This is a genomic window from Pedobacter frigoris (assembly GCF_032678645.1).
Lineage (GTDB): Bacteria > Bacteroidota > Bacteroidia > Sphingobacteriales > Sphingobacteriaceae > Pedobacter > Pedobacter frigoris_A.
Genome location: NZ_JAVTSP010000009.1, coordinates 34,250 through 59,140, shown reverse-complemented (window position 1 = coordinate 59,140; position 24,891 = coordinate 34,250). Strand labels below are relative to the sequence as shown.

The following is a 24,891-nucleotide window of genomic DNA, read 5'->3' as shown; positions in this document are numbered from 1 at the left end:
ATGATATAATAATGAAAATATATAAAATACTAACCTATAGCCTATCAATTTTTGCATTCATGAGCGCATGTAAAAAGGAGGAAGGGTATCTGGAGCAGACAGACTCTAAGGCAAATACCGTAATTTATGTTTCAAGACAGGCCACGGCTCAAAAAATTACGCTTTATCCTGCAAAAGATACCGTTGTTTCCTATGACTTCGGCGCTTCTTTTGCTGCGGTTGGTCTGCCATCAAGTAACATCGCAGTGAAATTTAAAGTAGATGACAGAGCGTTTGATAGTGTTAATGTGGTGCGTGCCAGTCAAAATCTGGCGCCATATTTAAAACTTCCTGCTGATGCATATACAATTAGCGGTTTAGATGTCATCATTCCAAGCGGAGGGATCACATCTAACTTGGTTTCTTTGAAATACAACTCAAAAAACTTAGATCCGACTAAGGTATATATGTTGCCGATCAGTATTTCGGATGCATCGGGTTATAACGTGAACCCATTGCTGAAAACAATGTTCATTACTACAGTGAAGTATAAAGCACCTGAGATAATAGCTGACAGGACGGGTTGGGGTATAACAGCATCAACAACTCAGGCTGGTGACGGAACGCTTGCGGCGGTACTTGACGGAGATCTGGCAACTTTTTGGCATTCTCAATATTCTACACCAGCATCATCCTATCCACATTGGATTCAGGTCGATATGCTTACACAAACGAATGTAACCAGCATATCAATGGCGCCTAGAAGTAACAATGCCACTGGTTTTACAAAGTTTAACTTAAAGGGTAGTGTTGATGGTGCGGTATGGATAGATCTGTTGACTGGCAAAACCATGGATCCAAGTTTAAAATCTTTGCAAAACTATGAACTGGATGCGCCTACAAAAGTGAAATTTTTGAAATTGGAAATGACAGAGGGGCCACAGGCTTACACCCATTTGGCAGAATTTCAGGTTTTCAAGGTAAAATAAAATATCAATAAACGTTCTTGCAAGATCGCATACAGGCAAAATTGCCTGATGCGATCTTTTTCCATAAATAATATTTATTAATTAAATTACAACATGAAATTATCTATCTATTTACCGCTCGTTATTGTTGCGTTCTTAATTACAGCTTTCACTTTAAAAAGAGAAGCGAAAAACAACCGTTTGAAAGGAATCTGGCAAATAGGTAATCGGATGACTGTAGATGGGAAGATGTTGGGGCCAGCCCAGTACATTAAAATTTATGAAGATTCAACTTTTAAATCTATAGCATTTACAAATAATGGAGCCATAACATTTGTAGAGGGGACCTACAAAATTGTCAATGACAGTTTATTTAACGAGACGGTAGTGACTGCCATAAATAAGGCAATGCAAGGAAAAACAAATCATTTTAAATACAAGATCAATAATGATATCATGCAAATGGGGGGTGTTGTTAACGCAAGTTTAGGTGGTAAAGCTACCTTAATGGAAGCCTGGAAAAAAGTTGGATTTCCGGATACTTTTTAATCTGTAGATTTCGGATAAAAGTGGTTGAAGTCCAATTTATAATAGAGGGAGGACTGGATAGAATTACTTCAAAATCGTCTAAGGGCTGAAGGTTTTTTAAACTTTGAACCATAAATATACTGTCTACCGCAACTCCGTTGGCCTTTTTTGTATATTTTTCCATACAGCATCATTCGGGAAAGTCTTCCGCCAACGCCTGACGCTTTTGAAATCTATTGTTTTAGATAAGCAGTTTTTTGAAGAATCCCGGACATGGCTGCCGGGATTCTTTTTTATATAGCAACTTAAATATTCAATTAGAAAGCAAAACGAAGTGTGGCACCAAAAGTTCTTGGGTCACCAAGTACACCTGCATATAAACCTGAGTTACCAGCCGCAGCCTGCAATTGTTCGAAGTAATGCGTATCGCCAATATTTCTGCTCCAGCCGAAGATAGAGAATTTGTCGGCCTTGAATCCTATACGGGCATTAACCAATGTATAGCCCTCTACATTCAGCACTTTTGAAGGTGTCGGGTTAGAAGAGTACTCTGAACGGTAGCTGATATCACTGGCAACGAACCATCTGCCTTCAACCGTAGACAGTTTACCGGCTGTGCTCAATTCGAAACCACCTGAAGTATTCCATTTGGAGATACCTGGCAACCTGCCTCCTGAAGCATCTTTGAATGCAACCTGGTTATTAGGTACACCATTAACAGTTTCTGTATGCCCGGTTTCTTCCAGTGGGAGCGGTGCGTTCGTAAATTTGTCATATTTACCATCAAGATAAGCTACAGCTGCGTTTAAAGTCAGGAATCTTTGCAGTTGATAGGTTCCATCAATTTCAAGACCTTTTACAATCACTTTTTCAGCATTGGCCAGATACCCCCTGTTTACGCCCAGCTGAGGCGACTGAACGTTGGTTTGGTAATCTTTGATGTCTGTCTGGAAAGCAGTGATGTTTAGGATAGCGCCTTTAACCGGTTTTGTTTTCGCACCTAATTCGTAATGCTGAACATATTCTGGTTTTACTACAGCTACCGAAAGATCAGCATCTCCATTTGCCAGGGTTGGTAAGCCTCCCACGTTTACACCCACTGGTTTATATGCTGTCGAGAAAGTTCCAAATACATTGAGTCTGGTAGAAGGTCGGTACGATACGGTAACGTTACCTGACAAATTGTTGTTATCCGTACTCGTATTAAACTGCTGGTTTTTGTATACATCTGCTTTTAGTTTGAGCAAAACAGCATCGGTAGTCTGCAGTCCTCCGTAGGTTACGCGGTCATAATTAACATCTTTTTTGTCGTAAGTAAATCTTAAACCTGGTAAAACATGCAGGTGCTCGATAAATTCCCAGTCGGCCTGGGCAAAAATAGCAGCACTTAAAGATTTAATGGTAGAGTTGGTGGTGATTCCAAAGTCATCTAATAAGCCAGGAGTATTATAACGTGCCTGATCACCTGTGGCAGAGGTTTGCACAAATCTCCACTGGTCTTTACCTACTTCTTCTGTCTGGGCCAGTCCTTTCAAGTTTTGGTGAAGCACAAACGCACCGATTACGCCGCTTAATTTTTCATTAATGGTACCTGCGTACCTGATCTCTTGTGAATACTGATCGTGGCGTGAGTTCCCTTGTGATTTTGTCAGGGCAGAGAATTCAGAAAAATCCCTGTCATTTGTAGGATCCCAGTTCCAGAATCTCCAGGCTGTAGTAGAGGTCAGTGTTCCTTTACCTATTTTGTAATCTACGTTTGCTGAGACACCGCCAATTGATTGATTTTGTTTCCATGGCGTATTGCTGTAGATTTCTCTTGAGAACGGATCGATTTTAGGCTGCTGATATCCGAGGTCTGAAACAATTTTAGCATACTGACGGAAAGCATTTCTTTCTGTTGTCGTAATGCCAGCGACAACCAGTGGATAACCGGCAGGGTGCTGGAAGCTCACATCAGCACTTAACAACACCTGCAGTTTTTCTGAAGGGGTGTAGTACAACTGACTTTTAAGGCCAAGGTTGTTTTGTCCGCTATATTTGCGTTGTTCAGGAACGTTATAAATTGTGCCGTCCCTTTGCGTACCCGATAGTGCTAATTTTAAGGCAAGATTTTTTGCTATACCTCCAGACACCGAAGCTTTAGCCTGGATGAAATTATAATTGCCAACACTGAATTCTGCTTTTGCTGTTGGTGTAAGCGTTGGTTTTGTCGTTGTGATGTTAAATGCACCTGCTGTCGTATTCTTACCAAACAAGGTACCCTGAGGGCCACGCAGAACCTCTATTCGCTCGAGATCAAGGAAATCGGTAGAAGTCGCGGCCGGACGGGCCTGATATACGCCATCTACATAAAAACCAACTCCCGGATCAATACCATCGTTGGTCAACCCAAATGTTGAGCCTAATCCCCTGATATTAAGTGTTGTATTCCTGGCGTTTGAAGCATACAACTGTACAGAAGGAACCAGCTCTTTTAAACGGTTAACGTTAAAAGCACCTGCGTTTTCTGCTGCTTGTCCGCCAATAACCGTAATTGCAATAGGCACATCCTGTAGCACCTCCGCACGTCTTCTCGACGTTACAACAATTTCAGCCAATTCCGAATCTTCCACCAGTGTCAGTTCAAGAGGTGTAGTTTGAGGGCTTAAAACTTGAAAATCCTGTGGTTTAAAACCAACTGAGCTGACACGAATGTAGAATGGGTGTTGCTGGTTGGAAACGATACTGAATGCTCCTTTGTCATCTGCTTTTACAGAAGTTTTAGTGCCTCTGATCAACACTGTTGCATTTGGTACCGGGGCGCCGTTGGGACCCTTTATGATACCTGTTATGGTACTTTGAGCAAAAACATAGCTTGCCGAAAGCAAAAGTGTGAAAATAAAAAGTAATGCTTTTTTCATAATTAATATTTAAATGTTTTGTTGTAGTAAGTCCATAGGAAATCCAGTAGGATTTTTTATGCCCTTTCTAAGGTTGTAATGAAATTTTGTTAATTGGATTTGTGCAGGTTACCGCTATCGCAGGCAACTGATTGCAATCTGATTGTTCAACAACAACAGTACAACAGGAAGTTGTTTAAATCTGCTTTCATTTTTATTCGTTTTTTGAACTTTACGGTTAACATAGTGGGGCAAATATATTAACATTCTTCATCAAAACAAATAAAATCTATAGAAATGGTAGATTATATTGAAATAGTTCAATAATCGCGGTCTATTATATAATAAGCTTGCTATTTTTTTATCTTCTTAATGATGGTCTCCACGATACGCGGATAATGCTGATGTTCCAGCTGCTGGCCTTTGAATTTGACCATCTCCAGGTTGTCATCTTTATCGATGCGATATTTTGCCTGGTAGATGTACTCACCCTCGTCATAGTTTTCATCTACATAGTGTATCGTAATACCCCCTTCAGATTCCCCTGCAGCCATTACAGCATTATGCACATGATCTCCATACATGCCTTTGCCGCCGTATTTAGGCAGAATGGCCGGATGTATATTGACTATACGGCCAGGATATTCAGCGATAAGATTTTTAGGAATGAGCCATAAAAAGCCGGCGAGGACGATGAGGTCTACTTCCAGGTTCTTTAAAAGGTCAATAATATTGTCCGTGTGATAAAACTCGTGCCTGTCGAAAATATGAGAAGGAATTTCAAAATTGTCTGCACGTTGCAATACGTATGCATCCGGATTGTTTGTCAGTACCAGGGCAATTTCCACCTCTGCACTGCGTTTAAAATGTTCCATTAGCTTTTGGGCATTGGAGCCTGATCCTGAAGCAAATATTGCAATGCGTTTTTTCATCCGTGTAAGTTGGTGTTTGAATTGTGACGAAACTATCTATGATGGCTTCATCGGTATAAATATATTTTAATACGGCCAGTTTTACAAATGATTATTCCCGTCCAAAGGTAAGAATGTTCATTTTATCATCAAAAGTAGGGTTTTGGGCTATTATTTCCTGAGTATTTACAATATAGTTTTAAAATGCTCCGGTTAGACTGCACTTAGGATCCGTTTTATACGAGGACATATTTTAGGCGAATTTTGTACGGCTTTTAAACGTATTTCAAGCGGGTTTAGCCGTACCAAACCCGCTGCAAACCCGTAGCAAATCCGCTACAAACCCGTAACAAATAATAATGCAGTATAAGCACACCTCCTAAATACCTGTCACAGGCACTTAAGGTGATGTTTTAGAAAGAAAGTATAAGGCAGTTCCACATGGGTGATAAGGAGTCCGGCAGAAGGTCTCATGATACCCTGGAATCGGATAGCTGTTGGTATAAGATTGAAAATAAATTTAATGACTAAAAAATATTTTCTGTAACGTTTTGTAATTTAAAAACATTAGTCATATATTTGCAGTCCGAAAAATAGAAAGAATAAAGGGGGCTTGGCTCCAAGATAAAAATATTAATAACAAAAAATGGCAAATCATAAATCTTCACTAAAAAGAATTAGAGCAAACGCAACTAAACGTTTACGTAACAGGTACCAGGCAAAAACAACTCGTACGTTTATCAAAAGATTGCGTGCTGCAGAAGATAAAAAAACTGGCTTAGAATTACTTCCTAAAGTAGTATCTATGTTAGATCGTTTGGCTAAAAAGAGCGTTATTCACAAAAACAAAGCAGCTAACAACAAATCAAAATTAACTAAATTTGTTAATGGCTTAAAATAAGCTGAGCTTTACAATATTGAAAAGGGATATGCAATGCATATCCCTTTTTTTGTTTCAAAAATATTGTATCGCTATATGGAATTATATCAGGAAAAACTGGGCATAAAACTTTGGGCTGAAGCCGACAGACCCAGAGAAAAATTACTGCTGCACGGTAGAAGGCACCTTACCGATGCCGAACTGATCGCAATTTTGATCGGGTCGGGCAGTAAAAATGAAAGTGCCGTTGATTTAAGCAAGCGCATACTTGCATTCTATAGCAATGATCTTGATGCTTTGGGGAAAATCTCAGTGAAAGACTTCTCTAAGTTTAAGGGAATCGGTGAAGCGAAAGCCCTTTCGATAGTAGCTGCACTTGAGCTGGGTAGAAGAAGAAAGGAAACTGAAACACCAGAGGTGGTAAAAGTGACGTCGTCAAAAGATGCTTACCAGGTATTACTGCCTGTTTTTCAAGACCTCAGCCATGAGGAATTCTGGATACTGCTATTGAATCAGGCAAATTTTATTATCGGCAAACAACTGATTAGTAAGGGCGGACTCGCAGGTACTGTTTCTGATCCCAAGATTATTTTCAAGATCGCACTGGAACATAGCGCGGCCAGTATTATTTTGGCTCATAATCATCCTTCAGGAAATATAAAGCCTAGTTCTCAGGATCTGAATATTACTAAAAAACTAGTCGAAGCCGGCAAAATGTTAGATCTTTATGTTTTGGATCATCTTATTGTAACCAATAAAATGTTTTATAGCTTTGGTGATGAAGGATTAATCTAACTTAACGCATCTTGGTGAATTTCCCTATACAGTTTGAGCTATTTGGCCAGTTATATCATTGGCATTACATTTTTGAATTGCTGGCTTTCTTTATCGGGGTTAGGCTTTATTATTTCTTAAAGAAGGGGATTGCAGACCCTATTTCTGATGAAAACCGTTTGTGGATCATGCTGGGTGCTATGCTGGGTGCCCTTATCGGGTCGAGGGTAATTGCTGTTCTGGAAGATCCCCTGGCGCTGAGTAACCTGAGCTTTGATGTACTGTATCAAAGTAAAACTATAGTGGGCGGACTGCTGGGTGGGTTGTTTGGGGTCGAATTGATCAAAAAAGTAATTGGGGTAAATACTGCTTCCGGGGATATTTATGTAATTCCAATAATAGTGGCGCTGTTCATCGGGCGTATCGGCTGCTTTTCAATGGGTATTGATGAACCGGTTTACGGGGTGCCAACCAGTTTTTTTATGGGTATGGATTTGGGCGATGGAATTAAAAGACATCCCGTAGCACTTTATGAGATGATCTATATGTTGCTCTTGTTGCTGCTTTTCTATAGCATCAGGAAAAAACAAATGCTCAATGGAGATCGTTTTAAGCTGTTTATGGTGCTTTATTTTTTATACAGGTTCCTGATAGAATTCATTAAGCCGTACCATCCGCTATTCCTGAATTTAAGCAGCATACACTGGTCTGCTTTGTTTATTTTTCTGTATTATTATAAATTCATCAACCGTATTTTAAAGAAACGCTTTCTATGAAAACAAGAGATTATATTTATTACGATTACACCAAAAGCCTTTGTCCGGAGTGCTTGCAGCTATGTGATGCCAAGATTGTATTTCAGGATGCCAAGGTATTTATGCTGAAAAATTGCAGGGCTCATGGCGACAGTAAAGTAATGATTGCCGATGATGTGGAATACTACAAGCAGATCAGGAATTTCAATAAACAATCTGAAATGCCACTTAAATTTAATACCAAAGTGCATTATGGTTGTCCGTACGACTGCGGATTGTGCACTGATCATGAACAGCATTCTTGTCTTACCATTATAGAGGTTACAGACCGTTGTAATTTAAGTTGCCCTACCTGCTATGCCATGTCTTCCCCTCATTACGGCAGGCACCGTACGCTTGAGGAGATTGACAGGATGCTGGATGTGGTGGTGGCAAATGAGGGAGAGCCTGATGTGGTTCAGATTTCCGGCGGAGAGCCCACTGTACATCCCGATTTCTTTAAAATATTAGATCTTGCCAAAAGCAAGCCCATAAAACACCTGATGGTAAATACCAATGGGATACGAATAGCAAAAGACAAAGATTTTGTAGAGCGTCTGGCTGGCTATATGCCCGACTTTGAGATTTATCTTCAGTTTGATAGTTTTAATCCTGAGGTGCTGACCCAGCTGCGTGGTGAAGACCTGACCAGTGTGCGGCAAAAGGCGATTGATCACCTGAATGAATTTAATGTAAGCACTACGCTTGTGGTAACGCTTCAGAGGGGATTGAATGATCACGAAATCGGAGATATCCTGGATTATGCTTTGAAGCAGCGTTGTGTGCGAGGTGTGACTTTTCAGCCCACACAGGTTGCGGGTAGAAATGACAACTACAGTGACCAGCAGGGGCGAATTACATTGACTGAAGTAAGACGTAAGATCTATGAGCAATATCCTGTTTTTACCCCGGAGGATCTGATCCCGGTACCTTGTAATCCGGATGCGCTTTGTATGGCTTATGCCCTGAAGCTGGATGATAAAGTGATTCCGATGACCCACCTGATCAATCCGGATGACCTGCTGAACAATTCAAAAAATACGATTGTATTTGAACATGATGAAAAACTAAAGGAGCATATGCTGAACCTGTTTAGTACAGGTGTTTCAGTAGATTGTGCAGAAGATACTTTTGGAGAACTGATGTGCTGTTTGCCCAGGGTGCAGTCGGATCATTTGAATTATAATAATTTGTTTCGTATCATTATTATGAATTTTATGGACCCGCTTGATTTTGATGTCAGGGCTGTAAAAAAATCATGTGTTCATATTGTGAGTGATAAAATGAAGATCATTCCTTTTGAGACCATGAATATTTTTTACAGGGACGGAAAGATTGACGCCATAAGAGAAAAACTAAATTTCAACTGATATGGAAGGTATCGTATTAGCATCAATTATCTACTGGATTGTAGTTGGGGGTATTTTTTTAGTAGGGCTTATTAAATTGTTGGTTGCTATGGGTAATAATGAGCCTGCAAAACCGGGACTAAAACTGATTATTACCTCTGTAATCATGGTCGTTATTGGTGTCGGTGCATGTGCGGCGATTCTTGGTGGAATTAGTATAAGATAATCGCTTTCTGCTTTCGCCATTAAATAATATCTTTGCGTTTTACTAAGAGCGTTAAAAAACAAAATGAAGATATCGTATAACTGGCTTAAACAATTCATACAAACGGATAAAACACCACAGGAACTTTCTTTGGTCCTGACCAATATTGGTTTGGAGGTAGAAAGCCTGGAAACAGTACAGCCTGTTGCGGGTGGTTTGGAAGGATTGGTGATTGGCCATGTTTTGAGTTGCGTACAGCATCCAAATGCCGACAGATTAAGGGTAACTACTGTTGATGTTGGTGCTGCGGAGGCTTTACAGATTGTATGCGGTGCGCCAAATGTGGCACAGGGACAAAAAGTTGTAGTAGCTACAGTGGGCACAACTGTTTATCCCAATGAAGGCGAGCCTTTTAAAATCAATAAATCAAAAATAAGGGGAGAAGTTTCAGAGGGAATGATCTGTGCTGAAGACGAAATTGGTTTAGGTGTTTCTCATGATGGCATCATGGTATTGCCTGAGGATACTGTTGTAGGTACTACTGCCAAAGCTTATTTTAACCTGGAAGATGATTATCTTTTTGAGATCGGATTGACCCCTAACAGGGCTGATGCTGCGTCACACTTGGGTGTGGCAAGGGATTTGGCGGCATATTTCCGTACGGAGCTGCAAATGCCGGACATTGCGTCTTTTAAAACAGCGAATGAAAACCTGGTTATTGAGGTGAAGGTGGAAGATACAGCAGCCTGCCCGAGGTATAGCAGTGTGAGCATTACTGGTGTTACCGTAAAATCATCACCGGACTGGTTGCAGGATAAGTTAAAAGTAATCGGTATCAGACCGATCAACAATATTGTAGACATTACCAATTATGTGTTGCATGATCTGGGAGCGCCATTGCATGCCTTTGATGCAGATAAAATAAAAGGCGGCAAAGTGTTGGTGAAGAAATGTGCTGAAGGTACACCTTTTGTAACGCTTGATGGAGTGGAACGCAAGCTTGGAGCCGAGGATCTGATGATTTGTAATGCGGAAGCGCCAATGTGTATTGCAGGTGTTTTTGGTGGGATACAATCAGGCGTAAGTGAGACTACTACCAATATCTTTTTGGAAAGCGCTTATTTCAATTCCGTATCGGTACGTAAGACATCTAAAAGACATGGTTTGAAGACTGATGCCTCGTTCAGATTTGAACGCGGTACAGATCCTGATATGACAGTTGTGGCTTTAAAAAGAGCTGCGCTATTGATTCAGGAACTTGCCGGCGGCGTGATCTCATCTCAGGTATCAGATATTTATCCTGAACCGGTAAACCCATTTGAGGTATCAGTAACTTATGCAAACATCAATAAGCTGATTGGAGCAAATATTCCGGATGCAGAGATCAAGGCGATCATTATGGCACTGGGCATAGACGTAGTTAGTGAAACTACTGAAGGTCTTGAACTGAAAGTGCCCAGCTTTAAAGTTGATGTGACACGTGAGTGTGATGTGACTGAAGAGGTGTTGAGGATTTATGGCTATAATAATATTGAAATACCAAGTAAGATCAATGCTTCATTGTCTTACAGCAATAAACCAGACAGAGAGCAGACGCAGCATGTGATAGCTGATATGCTGACTGCAAATGGCTACCTGGAGATCTGGTGTAATTCATTGACAAAAGGGTCTTATTCAAAAAATCCTGAGGAAGCAGTTCAGATCCTGAACCCATTAAGTTCGGATTTGAATGTGATGCGTCAGGAGTTACTGATGCCGGCTTTGGAGAGTGTAGCTTACAACCTGAACAGGAAAAGTGCTGATATTAAATTTTACGAGTTTGGTAAGACCTACCATCTGATCGGTGGAAAGTATGTAGAGCGTCCGCGTTTACTGATCGTGCTTTCAGGTTCAGTTCAGTCCGAGCAATGGAACCACAAGCCTGCTCAGGTTAGTTTCTATAACCTGAAGGCAGCAGTTGATGCAGTTATAGGTCGTTTGGGTATCTCTAATTACCAATCTGAAGAGTTGAAGGATGAAAATTTTGCGTATGGATTGAAATACTTCAGAGGAGATAAGACTATTGTGTCTTTTGGAGCAGCAACTGCGGCAGACAAAAAGAAGGCAGATATAGACAAGGATGTTTATTATGCTGACTTTGATTGGGCCTTGTTGCTGGATATTGTGAGGAAGAATAAGATTGTGAACAGGGAAGTGCCTAAATATCCTGCAGTAAGAAGAGACCTTTCGATGCTGGTTGATACTACAGTTACTTTTGATGAGTTGAAGACCATTGCATTTAAAACAGAGAAAAAGCTGGTTAAGAATGTACAGGTATTTGACGTGTATGTAGGAGATAAATTGCCTGCAGGTAAAAAATCTTATGCTTTGAACTTTACCTTACAGGATGAAGAGCAAACACTAACGGACAAACAAATTGATGCCGTTATGCAAAAGATTATACATAACTTAGCGCAGACAGCGAAAGCAGAAATTAGAAAATAAAAATATTTTTCATGTCAACAGTTGCCGATCAGTTAAATTCAGTACTACAAAAAACAGCTCGTTTAATAGAGCTTTGTAATGCTTTGCAGGAAGAAAATGAACTGCTAAAGGTTGAGAATCAATCGGTAAAAGTTGCCCTTGACGGATCGAAAATCAAGCATGCTGATTTGGAAGAAAAGCTAAGGGTTTTGAAGTTGGCGAAAAGTATTGAAGGTACCAGTGAAAAGACACTTGATATAAAGCAAAAAATTAACGATTTTGTGCGTGAAATAGATAAGTGCGTTGTGCTGCTTAAGAAATAGGTAGCATTGGAACAGTGAAACTAAGCTAAGAAATGGGAGAAATCTCGATAAAAATAACTATTTCCGACCGTATCTATCCCTTAAAGGTAAATACGGAAGAGGAAGAAATTGTAAGGCGGGCAGCCAAGATTATCAATGAGCGCATAAAGGACTACCAGGAAAATTATGCAGTCAGGGATAAGCAGGACTTGCTTTCTATGGCGGTATTGCATTATGCAACGGCAGTACTGAGGGTAGAAAATAAGGTTCAGGATCAGGATAGCGCTGTAGCCGAGAAGGTGGAAGAATTGGATAGTTTATTAAACGGGTTTTTCTCCAAATAGGAGCGTTCTTTATAGATTAGTTAAAAGATAACAAAGATAATAGCCGTAGCTAGATTTTTGGGTTTCACTATTTTTAAAACTTAACACTTCAATATTTATAGGATTGAGAGGGTGTATTTCATTTGCATTCGTGCACCTGAAAATGACTTAAATCCTAATTATAATTAGTTGAGGTTTTTAAAACGAGGGGCTCAAAGGTTTAGTTGCGGTTTTTTTTTACACTAAAATAATTGGCTTATGCAAGCTTTTATATAAAACAGAATGGAAATATTAGGAATATTAGGATATGTACTTGCCGGTTTAGTCATCGGTGTCGTGATAGGCAGGTATCTGCTGCGCAGCTTGCTTAAGAAGCAGGAGGCCGCAGTTCAGAATAAGGTAAAGAAAATACTTAAGGATGCTGAAAGCAATGCAGAGATCCTGAAAAAGGACAGAATGCTGGAAGCTAAAGAGAAGTTCTTACAGATGAAATCTGAGCATGAGCAGGAAGTGAATGCAAAGAACAACAACATCAATCAAAGAGAAAATTCTTTGAAACAAAAAGAGCAGTCTTTGAACCAGAAACTGGAAAATGCTAACCGTAAAGACCAGGAGCTGGATAACCACAGAAAGAATCTTGAAAAGCAAACTGAGATTGCGGTAAAAAAACAAGAGGAAGTAGAACTTTTGAAAAACCAGCATGTAAAGCAGTTGGAAACAATTGCAGGTTTAAGTGCTGAGGAGGCTAAAAGTCAACTTGTAGAAACCATGAAGCAAGAAGCCCGCACACAAGCGATGATCCAGGTTAAGGATATTGTGGACGAAGCTAAACTGACTGCAACTAAAGAAGCTAAGAAAGTAGTAATACAGACAATTCAGCGTACTGCTGTAGAAGCAGCTATAGAAAATACTGTTTCTATATTTCATATTGAAAGTGATGAGATTAAAGGCCGCGTAATTGGTCGTGAAGGACGTAACATCCGTGCGCTGGAAGCAGCTACGGGTATTGAGATCATCGTAGATGATACCCCTGAGGCCATCATCTTATCCGGATTTGATCCTGTAAGAAGAGAGATCGCCCGTTTGGCTTTACACCGTTTGGTTACTGATGGAAGGATTCACCCTGCGCGTATTGAAGAGGTGGTAGCCAAAACTAAGAAGCAGATTGAAGATGAGATCGTAGAGATCGGTGAGCGTACTGTAATTGATCTGGGAATTCATGGTTTGCATCCTGAGCTGATCAGAATGGTAGGTCGTATGCGTTACCGTTCGTCTTATGGACAAAACTTATTACATCACTCACGTGAGGTAGCGAATTTCTGTGCTACCATGGCAGCTGAGTTGGGATTAAATGCTAAGATGGCTAAGCGTGCAGGATTGCTGCATGATATAGGTAAGGTGCCTGATGATAATCCTGAATTGCCACACGCAATTTTGGGTATGCAATTGGCTGAAAAATATAAAGAACATCCTGAGATCTGTAATGCAATCGGAGCTCACCACGACGAGATCGAGATGACTTCAATGATATCTCCGATCATTCAGGCTTGTGATGCGATATCAGGCGCACGTCCTGGTGCCCGTCGCGAGGTTGTAGAAAGTTACATCAAGCGTTTGAAAGAGCTGGAGGAACTTGCACTTTCTTATCCAGGTGTAGAGAAAACTTTTGCGATACAGGCTGGTAGAGAATTAAGGGTGGTTGTAGAAAGTGAAAGGGTAACGGATCAGCAGGCTGAGTTATTGGCTGCTGACATCTCGAACCGTATACAAACTGAGATGACTTATCCGGGACAGATTAAAGTAACGGTAATCCGTGAAACAAGATCTGTTGCGTTTGCGAAGTAGGCTGCTTTGCAGTGCAAACTAAGGCGGTCGTCATCTCGACGATAGGAGAGATCTCTTGATTGAGTATGGTTCGGAGATCTCTCCTATCGTCGAGATGACGTGGAGTATAATTTCAAAAAGCGATGGATAATCCCATCGCTTTTTTTATTTTTACATAGTAAACTCAAATGAGATGAAGAAGCAAAATACAGCGGTACAGGCTGAGCCTAAGAAAGAGGTGGATGTACTTTTTGATAAATATGCAGAAAGTCACCAGAACCACTCAAATGAGGTGATACACTGGATTTGTGTTCCTCTGATCGTTTTTAGCTTACTTGGATTGGTTTGGGCTATCCCGTTTCCCAGGTTTGAGTTTTTGGGTAAATATGCAGATTACCTGAACTGGGCTTCTTTTTTGATCGCCTTTGCTGTTTACTATTACTACAGACTTTCGCCGGTAATGTCTTATCTGATGCTGATCATTATATCTATAATGAGTTTTGGTATTGTTTCCATAGAACAATGGGCGAATAACGGTGGCCCGGCTATGTGGTTGGTTTTCACGGTGATATTTGTTGTTGCCTGGATCGGTCAGTTTATAGGCCATAAGATTGAGGGAAAAAAGCCTTCGTTTTTAGATGATGTTAAGTTCCTGTTAATTGGCCCAATCTGGTTATTGCACTTTATCTGCAAAAAAGTAGGGTTAAGATATTGAGCCAAACAGGCATTAACATTTAGTTAACACTACGGTAAGGTAATGGTAATTTACATCTAACATATACCTAACATTGTGGTAATAGCTTTGCTGGAAATTAATATACAGCAAAATTGAAATCACAACTAAATCTCAAGAAGGCATTAATTACTATTTTATTTGTAGTTATTGGCACAGCAGTATTTGCACAAACAGGCAAAATTTCAGGTAGAGTAATAGATAAAAGCACCGGGGAAACAATGATCGGTGTGTCCGTTAAAATAGCGGGAACTACTAAAGGAATAAGTACTGATACAGCAGGAAGATATGTTATCGGAGCAGTTGCGGCCGGTAAGTATACAATCGAGGCATCTTACATAGGGTACGCAGTAAAAAGTGTGACTAATGTAGAAGTAAAGCAAGATCAAACGACTGCTGTTGATTTTTCACTTGAAGAATCAAGCACTCAGAAGCTGAAAGAAGTTTCTGTTACTTTTCAGGTTAACAAAGAAACGGAAACTGCTATTCTCCTAAGTCAAAAAAATGCTACCGAGATCAAACAAGGTATAGGTATACAGGAGCTTTCCAGAAAAGGGGTGAGTGATGTGGAAGAAGGATTGACTAAAATCACAGGTATCACTAAAGTAGACGGCAGAGGGCTTTTTGTAAGAGGCCTCGAAGACAGGTACAACAACTTGCTGATCAACGGACTTGCAGTTCCTTCAAATAATCCGTTTAAGAAAATTATTCCTCTGGATCTTTTTCCTACTGATATCGTAAGTGTATTGGAGACTTACAAGACCTTCAACTCTGGTTTATATGGTGACTTTGCCGGTGGAACTTTTAATATCGTAACTGCAAAGGGAGAGAAAAGCATGACCAAAGTAAACATTGGTACCAGCTTTACTACTAATAATAACTTAAGGGATTTCCTGATCTCTAAGGAAGATAATTCTTTTTCAGATTTTATGGGATTCCCGGGAAAAGACAGAGAGCTGCCTAAGGTATTGGGCAAGGTTCCTTCTGCTCAGCAAATGTCTGGTCAGGATGCACTTTCAGGGTTTGGTTCCGGATTTGACGTTGACCAAAAGAAAGCGCCATTAAATTCCAGCTTCGGTATCTTGCATACACAGAAAATCAACCTGGAAAACATGCGCTCGCTGCAGTACCTGGTGTCCCTGAATTATGACAATAACTTCCAGTACAGAGAAGGTGTAGACAGGTTCTTCAGTGTTGCTCAGGGTAACTACGATAATAATTTATATACTACTAAATATAGATTTTCTACTAACTCTTCAGTATTGGGTGCGCTTAATTACAAATCACAAAGATTGAGCCTGGGCCTTAATGCTTTTTATCTGAAGGGTACTGAAAGTATGATTCAGGATCAGCTTGGATATACTAATAGTCAGGCCACTGCTAATAATTCGTTCATCAGACTGAACCAATTGCAGAAAACAGACTTCCTGAATACGCAGTTGTTTGCAAACTATAAGATTACAAAAGATGACAGACACAGTGTGCGTGCTGGCGTATCTTATTCTAAAACAAAATTTGAATTGCCGGACAGAAAGTCTTTCAGAGGCGGACGTGTAGATGATGCTACTACTTCAATAACCTATACAGGTAATAGTATAGCCAGACAATACATGGATTTTGATGGTAGTTTTTATGCTTCAGGATTAGCAGAATACAACTGGAAGTTTGGAAATGATGATCTAACTAAAGCTCATAAACTGACCGTTGGATATAATGGATCTTTCAATAAAATGGAATCTGTGTTCAGGTTTTTAATTTCTCAAAACCTGGCATCAAATAATGCTACATTTAACACGAACAACCCAGATGCAGTCCTTGCTTCTGAGATATCTAATGGTAATTTTACTTACAGAGAAGGATCTAATGCTACTTATAAAGCAAGAATGCAGGAGGGTGTGAATGCGGGTTATGTAGATCTTGCGCTGGTACTAAACGACAAAGCAAACCTGAATTTAGGAGGTAGGGTTGAGCAATCACAAAGGATCACGAGATATAGAAACTCAGGTGCTTTTGATGAGCCTTTTGAGAAGGTTACTAAGAACAACCTTGACATTCTCCCATCAGCAAATTTTAAATATGCTTTGAATGAGAAATCTAATTTCAGAGTTTCAGCTTCGAAGACTTTGACCAAACCGGTAATTATGGAGGCATTCCCTTTAGAATTTGTTAATCCGGATGCAACTATCGAAAAAGGTAACCCGAATGTGATCAACAGTAAAAACTATAACCTGGACGTGAAATACGAGTTGTTTCCTTCTAACAAGGAAATGCTTGCGATAACAGGTTTTGCTAAATACCTGCAAAATCCTATCGAAAGGTTATTTGAGCAAACGGCTGGTAGTGGCGGTTTGCAAATCACTTATAACAACTCTAAAAAAGCCATCTTATACGGAGCTGAATTAGAGTTCTTATTTAACATGGAAAGAATCACAGAATCATTGTCTGATTTCTCACTTGGTTTTAATACTTCATTAATGGTTACTGAGACAACTATTGATAAAATTAAAAACAGCGCAGAAACCGCTGCTATCGGTGACAACAATACACGTAAGTTACAGGGAGCTTCTCCATGGCTGATCAACGCAGATATCAAATACGATGCTGTCTTCAGTCCGAAATGGAAAAATACATTTACCCTTGCCTACAATATCTATGGAGAGCGTATCTATGCGGTAGGTACCAACGGATTGGATCACTACTATGAGAAGCCTTTTGGTAAACTGGATTTTATCTGGACCAATAAGATTGCTGATAAATGGGATCTGAAGTTTGGAGTAGAAAATATCCTGAACCCATTGTACAAGGTACAGTTGGGCGACAAAAGCAAAATTGATATCGTAGAGAATGACCTGACGGTTAAGGATTACAAAAGAGGCGTTGGCTTCTCTTTAAACCTGGGCTATACATTCTAGACCTCTGGCAGTTAACAATTTGCTAACCTATTGGTGATGCAAAGGTAAAATAGAATTAACGTATAGAAAATATCACAGCAGTAAATTTGAATAAATGAAAACAAATCTTTTAAAAATGAGAAAAGTATTTTTTGCAATAGCGATTGCAACGTCAATTTTCACCGGTTGCTCAAGTGATGATGATGCACCAATAGTAAAGACACCTGTTGTAGGTGAAATCAGTGGAAACCTTACGGCAAATAAAACTTTTGCATATGGAAATTACACACTAAAAGGAATGGTTAAAATCCAGTCTGGAGTTACTATCACATTCGAAAAAGGATCTACTATTACAGCAGATAAAACGAATGGTGAAACTGGATTAATAGTTTTAAACGGAGGTAAATTAATAGCTGAAGGTACTGCAGATGAGCCAATCGTGTTCACTGAAAAATCAAAAGTAGCCGGATCATGGGCTGGAATCATCATGTATGGTGATGCTCCAATCGTAAACTCTGCTTCTGCACCTGCACCTCAGACTGCTACTTCAGAAGATGGCTTAGGCTTGCCTTATGGTGGTTCTAATGCAACTCATAATGGTGGTTCATTAAAATACGTTAGGGTAGAATATGCTGGTCAGGTAATTACTACAAACAGTAAAGAGCACAATGGTTTCTCTTTCTACTCTGTAGGTTCAGGTACAACATTGGAAAACCTTGTTTCTTATAAAGGTAATGATGATGGTTTTGAGTTTTACGGTGGTACTGTAAGCGGTAAAAACTTAATCTCTTATGGAAACAGTGACGATTCTTTTGACTGGCAAGATGGCTGGAGAGGCCAGGACAATACAAACTGGTTTGCTTATCAGACTGGAGTTGCTAACTACGGTATGGAAGTTGAATCTAAAAGTGTAAACAATGCCTTCTGGCCAAAAGTTACCAATATCACTTTGAAAAGAGCTGCTGGTACTACAACAGAAGCGCAAGGCGAAATCCAGTTAGATGCTATCCAATTTAAAAGTCAGGGAAATGGTGACTATAGCAATATTGTTATAGACGGTTATAAAAGCCAAACTACTCCTACAGCATTTATGGGTGGAGCTATCCAGATCAAAGATGCTGTTACCTATAATGATCAGGTTGTTGCAGGAAAAATCAAATTGACTAACGTTACAATAACCAATACTGACAATCTTTTCATTGCAGGAGTTGGTACAATTACAGTTAATGCTGCTAGTTTCCCTGGAACTAACTGGGGGCCTACTACTACTGCAACAGGTGCAAACCTTACTGCTGGTAAATGGTGTACAGTTGATGGTGTAAACTTGTTAGCTAACAAATAGTATTTATTAATACTTTAAGATAGAAAAGGTTGTCTCTTGATTGAGACAACCTTTTTTTATTTTAGTCCTGGCTGGTAGGCATACACCACCTTAAAGGGAACATTTCTAAGATTGGAAGGAGCCTGGCCTATATTTAAATTTTCCTTTTGGGGAGTAGGCTCACAAATTGAATAAGTTTTGCCATTGTATACAATAGGATCGCCAACAGGCTTATCAAACTGTACGGCCATGGTGATGTGGGTAGGATAAAGCAAGGCGATCATTGGAAGGTCGTAGATCTCTTTTACGAGATAAAAGAATAGGGCAGCCCTGTCGTCGCAATCACTGTATTTGGAGAAGAGTGTTTCTTCCGGTGACAGTCGTTTTTCTTTGCCGAAGTTTTCATCATCATCCTCATATAAAAAAGCATATCTTGTAAACCGCATCAGATAATCTATACCCTTTTTCTGTTTCATGCCGCTTACATTTTTTTTGAGCAGCGGGATCAAAGAGCCATACGTTTCTTTGCTTAATGGGATGTTGAAATAAGATTCAAAATCGACTACAGGGTAATTGGCAAAAATCTTTTCGACTTCTGAATTGAGCTTGATGTTGAAGTGGTAGACCTTATGCTTATAACTAAACTGTACTGGTTTTTCATAATAGTCTTCAGGTTTAAATTCGGGCATGCGGGTCACCTTATAAGAAAATGCCTCTTTCCCTTCCGGGATACTGATCATTCGGTAGGGAGGTACTTTATTTAAGTCAGCATACGCATAATCATGTCGGTTCAGGCACATGTACTTTTTATGCTGGTACATGGCGAAGGGTATATCGGAAATGTCTTCATCATTGTAAACGTAGAAGATGATCCTGTTGTCCGAAATCGTCAACCGTGCATCATATCCTGATTTTCCGAGCAAGAACCATTTGTAAAAAGTATAACGTTCATAGTTTTCCTTTTTGGGACTGATGGCCTGGGCCGTTTTTCTGATGAGCTGGTAATAGAGCCAGTCGTTTAGCTGATGATTCTTTTTATAAGTCAGTAAGGTATCCAGTATCGCCAGGTACTTGCCTTGATTTACCCTGTTGTAGCAGGATTTGATATACATCTCCGATAAAGTGGTGTCAGTATCCACAATGACAGAGGAATCGATCTGCAGGTTGAATGTGTCGTTGTAAAACTCAAAACTAATATTATAGCTGCTGCGCTGGCCATAAGCTTGATGCATGGTCAACAGCAGGAAGAACATACCGAATATTTTGAGCAAACGGTTCATGGCTGGTTAACATTTTGTTAACATTAAATATACACATAATTAACACATGGTGTATATTAAGCTTTCAGCCTGGTTTTTTTTATAATAATCAACAATTAACAACGCCTTAACATGGTCGCATTACTTTTGTCGCATAAATATTTGGTTAGTATTTATACGTTTAGGTTTAGTTGATAATAAAAGCCCCGGTGGATGTCGGGGCTTTTGTTTTAGAAATTCTTACCTATTTTTTCCAGCATTTCAGCCGGAATATTTTGCATATCAACCACTAAAAAACCATCCAGACAATCTGAAAACTTAGGATCGATATTGAAGCATATGATTTTTGCATTCAGGTTCATATACTGTCTTAATAAGACCGGAATTTTGATGTGCGAGTTTTCTATATCAGAGATCAGGCTATCCAGATCTTTTAAAGATTCACTGCTTTCAATGAGCAGGTCTTTATCGATCGCTGAAAGATCTGCTTTGAACTTGTTTTTTGGCTTTACATAGTGTGCAAGCTCATAGTCAAAGTGATTCTTGGTGATGTAATCCACGATCAGTGATTTCGAGAACTTTGAGAAATTATTACTGATACTCACCGGGCCGAACATGTAGCGGTATTGTGGATTATCAAGCAGATATTTTAAGATTCCTTTCCATAATAAGAAAAGTGGCAATGGCTTTTGCTGATATTCCTTGCGGATCCAGGATCTGCCGAGTTCAATTCCTTTTCTTAATACCGGATAAAAAGGTTCTTTGATTTTGAACAGTTCCGATAAGTAAAAACCACGGCGACCCATGGTATTCAGGATCTCATCGCCTTTACCTATTCTATAAGCACCAACGATATTCTGCAGGTCTTTGTCCCAGATGAAAAGGTGGTTGTAATATATATCGTAGTTGTCGAGGTCTATTTTTTTATTGGTGCCTTCACCAACCTCTCTGAATGTAATTTCCCTTAGCCTGCCAATTTCTCTTAAAATATTTGGGATATTGGCGGTCGGGGTGATATAGACTTCGTAGTTTTTCTCCTGCCAGACCCTAAAGCTCTCCAGTTGTGTTACTTCCTCAACGATCCTGTTGCGGTCAGTTTCTTCTATAATGGCCTCAGGTTTTTTCTTTATTTTGAAGAGGTTGATTGGGTTGAACAGTTTCTTTTCCTCATCCAGTCCGGTCCCCAGTGCATAAGTACGTGCCCTTAGAAAATCAAGTAGCTTATTGGTGTTGTTGCGGTAAGAAATGTCTTCAATATTGATAGGTTTTCCTATTCTTACTTTGATTTTGAGGCCTTGCTTATTCAGGAATTCAGAAGGAAGCTTTGCCGTTCTTAAAGTAGGGTGGATGAAGCTGAGTATATTGAACAGTACCCCATTGTTGCCATGAAAGTATATAGGCACTACCGGGAGTTTTGAGCGCGCAACAAGTTTACCTACCACCGGATGCCAAAGCCTGTCGGTGATCTCTTGCTTATCGAGACTGAAAGTTGATACCTCGCCTGCAGGGAAAATTCCTATAGGAATGCCACTTTGCAGCAGGTCGAATGTAGACTTGAGTCCGCTGATACTGGAAGAGTGCTGTACATTTTCAAAAGGATTTACCGCAACGAAGAATTCACTTAGGTTTGGGATTTTTTTAAGGATAAAGTTGACCATTACCTTGGCCTCAGGACGTACTGTACAAAGCAGCTTCACTAATGCAAGTCCTTCAACACCACCGTATGGGTGATTGGCTATGGCTATAAAACCGCCTGTTTTTGGTATGTTTTTGAGGTCATCTTCATCAAAATCAATACTTACACCAATGGTTTCCAGTATTTTATCAACAAATTCTAAACCACTGAAATGCTGATTTTGAGAGAATACTTTGTTGATGTCATTGAGTTTCATCATCTCCATGAGTAAAGCCGCAAGGCCGGGTACGCCAAGTTTATCAATCTTGGTAGCTTTTGCGAACTCCTGGGTGGTTATGATCTTCATTTAGATGTCGGTTTTTAAAAATTATCCAATCTCAAAAGTAAGGTTTATATTTTTATAACATAGATTGTAAATGTTAAAAAAGATAAGCATAGGTTATTGAGTTGGTTATTTTGAAAAATCTGAATGAACTTCACGACCATGAAGAAATGGATGAATACTTATTTTGGTTTGAGCAAGGGAGAGTTTAACGGGATGCTCGTGCTTATTGTTTTAATTGTAGCCGTTGGTTTTGTATCTTATATCTATAATCATTTAACACCTGCTCTTACTGACGATGTAACTATGCGGCAGGCGATCCGGCGATTGGTAATAAACGATGGAAGTCCGGAGAACAATCGGCCTTCTAGAGAAAACAGGCCAGCAAATATTGCCGGCCTTAAAAAGATTATTCCGTTTTATTTCGATCCCAATACCATAGGGATTAAAGAATGGCAACAATTGGGACTTTCAGAAAGACAGGCTGGAGCCATTTTAAAGTATCTGAGTAAGGGCGGACAGTTTAGAAAACCCGAAGACCTTCGTAAAATGTATACGATTAATGATCAGGTTTGTGATCTTATTTTACCTTATGTCCGCATAGCACCTTCGGGTGCAAAAGCATATTCACAAAAAAGAATACATAGAACAGGTGAGCAAGTAAAGCCAACGTTGAAAATAATTGAGATAAATGAAGCAGATAGCCTGAAGCTGGAAGAAATCAGGGGTATAGGTCCGGCTTTTGCCAAAAGAATTATTAAATACAGAGAAAGATTGGGCGGATTTTATAAAAAGGAACAGTTGATGGAGGTCTTTGGGCTGGATTCTTTAAAGTTTGAGGAGATCAGAGCACAAATAACGGTAGATGATTTAAAATTGAAAATGATCAATGTAAATACTGCCGTATTTGAAGATTTTAAGAGTCATCCCTACATAAGGTATAAACAAATAAATGCGTTGATACAATATAGAAAACAACATGGAAATTATAGTAATATTGCAGACTTAAACAAGGTGGCCATTTTGGATCCCGGGACAATAGCAAGGCTGGCTCCTTATTTTACTTTTTAATCAGGACTATGATAGCATCAAAAATAAAAGCGGCGGTACGGGATGTACATGATTTTCCAAAACAGGGGATAATATTTAAGGACATCACCCCTATATTAAAGGATCCTGGTTTATGCAAAGAAATTACCATTGCTTTGGCAGAACAGCTTGCCGGGGTAGAGATTGATGTGGTGGCGGGGATTGAGAGCCGGGGCTTTTTATTTGGCCCCTCATTGGCGCAGCTTTTGAACATTCCCTTCGTACCCATACGTAAAGCGGGTAAATTACCTTATAAAACCATTAGCCAGTCATACGATCTTGAATATGGCACTGCAACTATAGAATGCCATGAAGATGCTTTACTTGCAGGACAAAAAGTATTGATTCATGACGATTTACTGGCTACGGGGGGAACTGTGGTTGCGGCTTCTAAACTGGTCATGCAGCTGGGTGCAAATGTAGCTGCTTACTCTTTTATTATTTCTCTTGATTTTTTGAATGGCAGACAGCGATTGGTGCCTTACGGAGATCAGGTGTTTTCTCTTGCAGCCTATTAGCTTACCAGGGCATTAATTTTAAAGGCCTGATAAATAAATAATGCAAATAATGCAATTGCAATGAGTTTGAGGACAAGTATAGAAAAACGGCTGGTCATGGTAAATAATATTCTTAATTATTTAAATTTGCTGCAAAGCTACCTGTGTTTTTGAGTGATATCAACTGCGAAAATACTCAGCTTAAATTGACCTATACTTATGACCGAGAAGAAGAATTTTGGAGATTATTCCAGGAATTTCATCACTAATATCCCTGCAGATCTAGAAAGTGAGCAGGCTAAGTACTTCAGACAAACTATTCCTAAGTTTCCTGATGAAGCCATTTATATCTATTCTTTTAAGGAAAACAGGATGATCTTTGCCCATGGATGGGAGGAGGTAGTTGGTTATAAAGATGATGAAATCAATATGCTGGCTATTGTAAATATGTCGGCACCTGAATTTGCTCCATTCTCCCATGATCTAAACGACAAGGCGCTTCAGTTCATACACGGTAAAACAAAGAGCCTGGAGTCTTATAGCTTTACCATCGAACTGAAGAAGATCCATAAAAATGGTGCACACGTACCAATGATTGTAAGGGTTGGTGTTTTTAGTTCAGACAATGGCAGGATCGAATCGATCATTGGACGGTTTCAAATCAATCGCAGCCTGATTTTCGGTAAAGTAATGCGCTATGCAGCTTATGGGCCTGAAAAGGAAAAGTTTGAGGAAGAACTGAATAAGATCCTGTTTTATCATTTGGCCATATCTAATAAAGAAAAGGAAGCGTTATCGCTCGTGGCCAGAGGATATTCGTTTAAAGAGATTGCACACGAACTGAATGTTTCCCATTCGGCAATTGAAAAGAGGATCATTCCACTGTATAAGCGCTTTAACGTAAAAAGCCTTACACACCTGGTAAGTTTCGCTTACGATAATAATATACTACCGTAGCACCAAC

At 39.7% G+C, this 24,891-nt stretch carries 21 protein-coding genes; 17 read left to right on the top strand and 4 right to left on the bottom strand.

Going from position 1 to position 24,891, the window contains the following annotated elements; genetic code table 11:
* Nucleotides 1–11 precede the first annotated feature (11 nt).
* Nucleotides 12–968 carry a discoidin domain-containing protein gene (locus R2Q78_RS20755; protein WP_316794476.1) on the top strand — a complete coding sequence of 319 codons (957 nt, stop codon included), beginning with the start codon at nt 12–14 and terminating at the stop codon, nt 966–968.
* Nucleotides 969–1,061: 93 nt separating this feature from the next.
* A complete protein-coding gene (locus tag R2Q78_RS20750; RefSeq protein ID WP_316794475.1) occupies nt 1,062–1,496 on the top strand; it encodes a DUF4488 domain-containing protein in 435 nt (144 codons plus the stop codon).
* A 296-nt stretch (nt 1,497–1,792) separates the two neighbouring features.
* Here the strand turns inward: R2Q78_RS20750 and R2Q78_RS20745 are convergent, their stop codons facing one another.
* Nucleotides 1,793–4,375 carry a TonB-dependent receptor gene (locus R2Q78_RS20745; RefSeq protein WP_316794474.1) on the bottom strand — a complete coding sequence of 861 codons (2,583 nt, stop codon included), beginning with the start codon at nt 4,373–4,375 and terminating at the stop codon, nt 1,793–1,795.
* 332 nt (nt 4,376–4,707) lie between these two features.
* The gene (purN, locus tag R2Q78_RS20740; RefSeq protein ID WP_316794473.1) at nt 4,708–5,286 is read right to left on the bottom strand and encodes a phosphoribosylglycinamide formyltransferase; all 579 of its coding nucleotides are present in this window, start codon (nt 5,284–5,286) and stop codon (nt 4,708–4,710) included.
* A gap of 625 nt (nt 5,287–5,911) precedes the next feature.
* Here purN and rpsT point away from each other — a divergent pair.
* The 12 genes from rpsT to R2Q78_RS20680 all read left to right on the top strand — a co-directional run bounded on the left by rpsT (nt 5,912) and on the right by R2Q78_RS20680 (nt 19,145).
* Nucleotides 5,912–6,166 carry a 30S ribosomal protein S20 gene (gene rpsT / locus R2Q78_RS20735; protein WP_316794472.1) on the top strand — a complete coding sequence of 85 codons (255 nt, stop codon included), beginning with the start codon at nt 5,912–5,914 and terminating at the stop codon, nt 6,164–6,166.
* Nucleotides 6,167–6,241: 75 nt separating this feature from the next.
* Nucleotides 6,242–6,940: a RadC family protein gene (radC, locus tag R2Q78_RS20730; RefSeq protein WP_316794471.1), complete on the top strand. Its 699-nt coding sequence runs from the start codon at nt 6,242–6,244 to the stop codon at nt 6,938–6,940.
* A 14-nt stretch (nt 6,941–6,954) separates the two neighbouring features.
* A complete protein-coding gene (locus tag R2Q78_RS20725) occupies nt 6,955–7,695 on the top strand; it encodes a prolipoprotein diacylglyceryl transferase (protein WP_316794469.1) in 741 nt (246 codons plus the stop codon).
* Entirely contained in the window at nt 7,692–9,083 is a 1,392-nt protein-coding gene (locus R2Q78_RS20720) for a radical SAM protein (protein WP_316794468.1), read from the top strand. The genes R2Q78_RS20725 and R2Q78_RS20720 overlap by 4 nt, the downstream gene beginning before the upstream one ends.
* A 1-nt stretch (nt 9,084) precedes the next feature.
* Complete coding sequence (locus R2Q78_RS20715; protein WP_316794467.1) at nt 9,085–9,288, top strand: hypothetical protein; 204 nt, start codon at nt 9,085–9,087, stop codon at nt 9,286–9,288.
* 63 nt (nt 9,289–9,351) lie between these two features.
* Entirely contained in the window at nt 9,352–11,751 is a 2,400-nt protein-coding gene (gene pheT, locus R2Q78_RS20710; protein WP_316794466.1) for a phenylalanine--tRNA ligase subunit beta, read from the top strand.
* Between the two features lie 11 nt (nt 11,752–11,762).
* Complete coding sequence (locus R2Q78_RS20705; RefSeq protein WP_316794465.1) at nt 11,763–12,053, top strand: hypothetical protein; 291 nt, start codon at nt 11,763–11,765, stop codon at nt 12,051–12,053.
* Nucleotides 12,054–12,085: 32 nt separating this feature from the next.
* Entirely contained in the window at nt 12,086–12,376 is a 291-nt protein-coding gene (locus R2Q78_RS20700) for a cell division protein ZapA (protein ID WP_136835349.1), read from the top strand.
* Between the two features lie 261 nt (nt 12,377–12,637).
* The gene (rny, locus tag R2Q78_RS20695) at nt 12,638–14,200 is read left to right on the top strand and encodes a ribonuclease Y (protein ID WP_316794464.1); all 1,563 of its coding nucleotides are present in this window, start codon (nt 12,638–12,640) and stop codon (nt 14,198–14,200) included.
* Between the two features lie 172 nt (nt 14,201–14,372).
* A complete protein-coding gene (locus R2Q78_RS20690; protein ID WP_316794463.1) occupies nt 14,373–14,894 on the top strand; it encodes a DUF962 domain-containing protein in 522 nt (173 codons plus the stop codon).
* A 113-nt stretch (nt 14,895–15,007) separates the two neighbouring features.
* Nucleotides 15,008–17,824: a TonB-dependent receptor gene (locus R2Q78_RS20685; RefSeq protein WP_316794462.1), complete on the top strand. Its 2,817-nt coding sequence runs from the start codon at nt 15,008–15,010 to the stop codon at nt 17,822–17,824.
* A gap of 115 nt (nt 17,825–17,939) precedes the next feature.
* The gene (locus R2Q78_RS20680) at nt 17,940–19,145 is read left to right on the top strand and encodes a hypothetical protein (protein WP_316794460.1); all 1,206 of its coding nucleotides are present in this window, start codon (nt 17,940–17,942) and stop codon (nt 19,143–19,145) included.
* A 56-nt stretch (nt 19,146–19,201) separates the two neighbouring features.
* Here R2Q78_RS20680 and R2Q78_RS20675 read toward each other — a convergent pair whose 3' ends face one another.
* Nucleotides 19,202–20,404: a hypothetical protein gene (locus tag R2Q78_RS20675; RefSeq protein ID WP_316794459.1), complete on the bottom strand. Its 1,203-nt coding sequence runs from the start codon at nt 20,402–20,404 to the stop codon at nt 19,202–19,204.
* 209 nt (nt 20,405–20,613) lie between these two features.
* The gene (locus R2Q78_RS20670; RefSeq protein ID WP_316794458.1) at nt 20,614–22,365 is read right to left on the bottom strand and encodes a lysophospholipid acyltransferase family protein; all 1,752 of its coding nucleotides are present in this window, start codon (nt 22,363–22,365) and stop codon (nt 20,614–20,616) included.
* A 123-nt stretch (nt 22,366–22,488) separates the two neighbouring features.
* On the opposite strand from R2Q78_RS20670, the gene R2Q78_RS20665 reads away from it, so the two are divergent.
* The 3 genes from R2Q78_RS20665 to R2Q78_RS20655 all read left to right on the top strand — a co-directional run bounded on the left by R2Q78_RS20665 (nt 22,489) and on the right by R2Q78_RS20655 (nt 24,884).
* Nucleotides 22,489–23,412, top strand: coding sequence for a ComEA family DNA-binding protein (locus R2Q78_RS20665; protein ID WP_316794457.1), 924 nt, complete (start codon nt 22,489–22,491; stop codon nt 23,410–23,412).
* A gap of 8 nt (nt 23,413–23,420) precedes the next feature.
* Nucleotides 23,421–23,948, top strand: coding sequence for an adenine phosphoribosyltransferase (locus R2Q78_RS20660; RefSeq protein ID WP_316794456.1), 528 nt, complete (start codon nt 23,421–23,423; stop codon nt 23,946–23,948).
* A 198-nt stretch (nt 23,949–24,146) separates the two neighbouring features.
* Nucleotides 24,147–24,884 (top strand): helix-turn-helix transcriptional regulator, encoded by a 738-nt coding sequence (locus R2Q78_RS20655; protein WP_316794455.1) that lies wholly within the window; start codon nt 24,147–24,149, stop codon nt 24,882–24,884.
* Nucleotides 24,885–24,891: the final 7 nt, after the last annotated feature.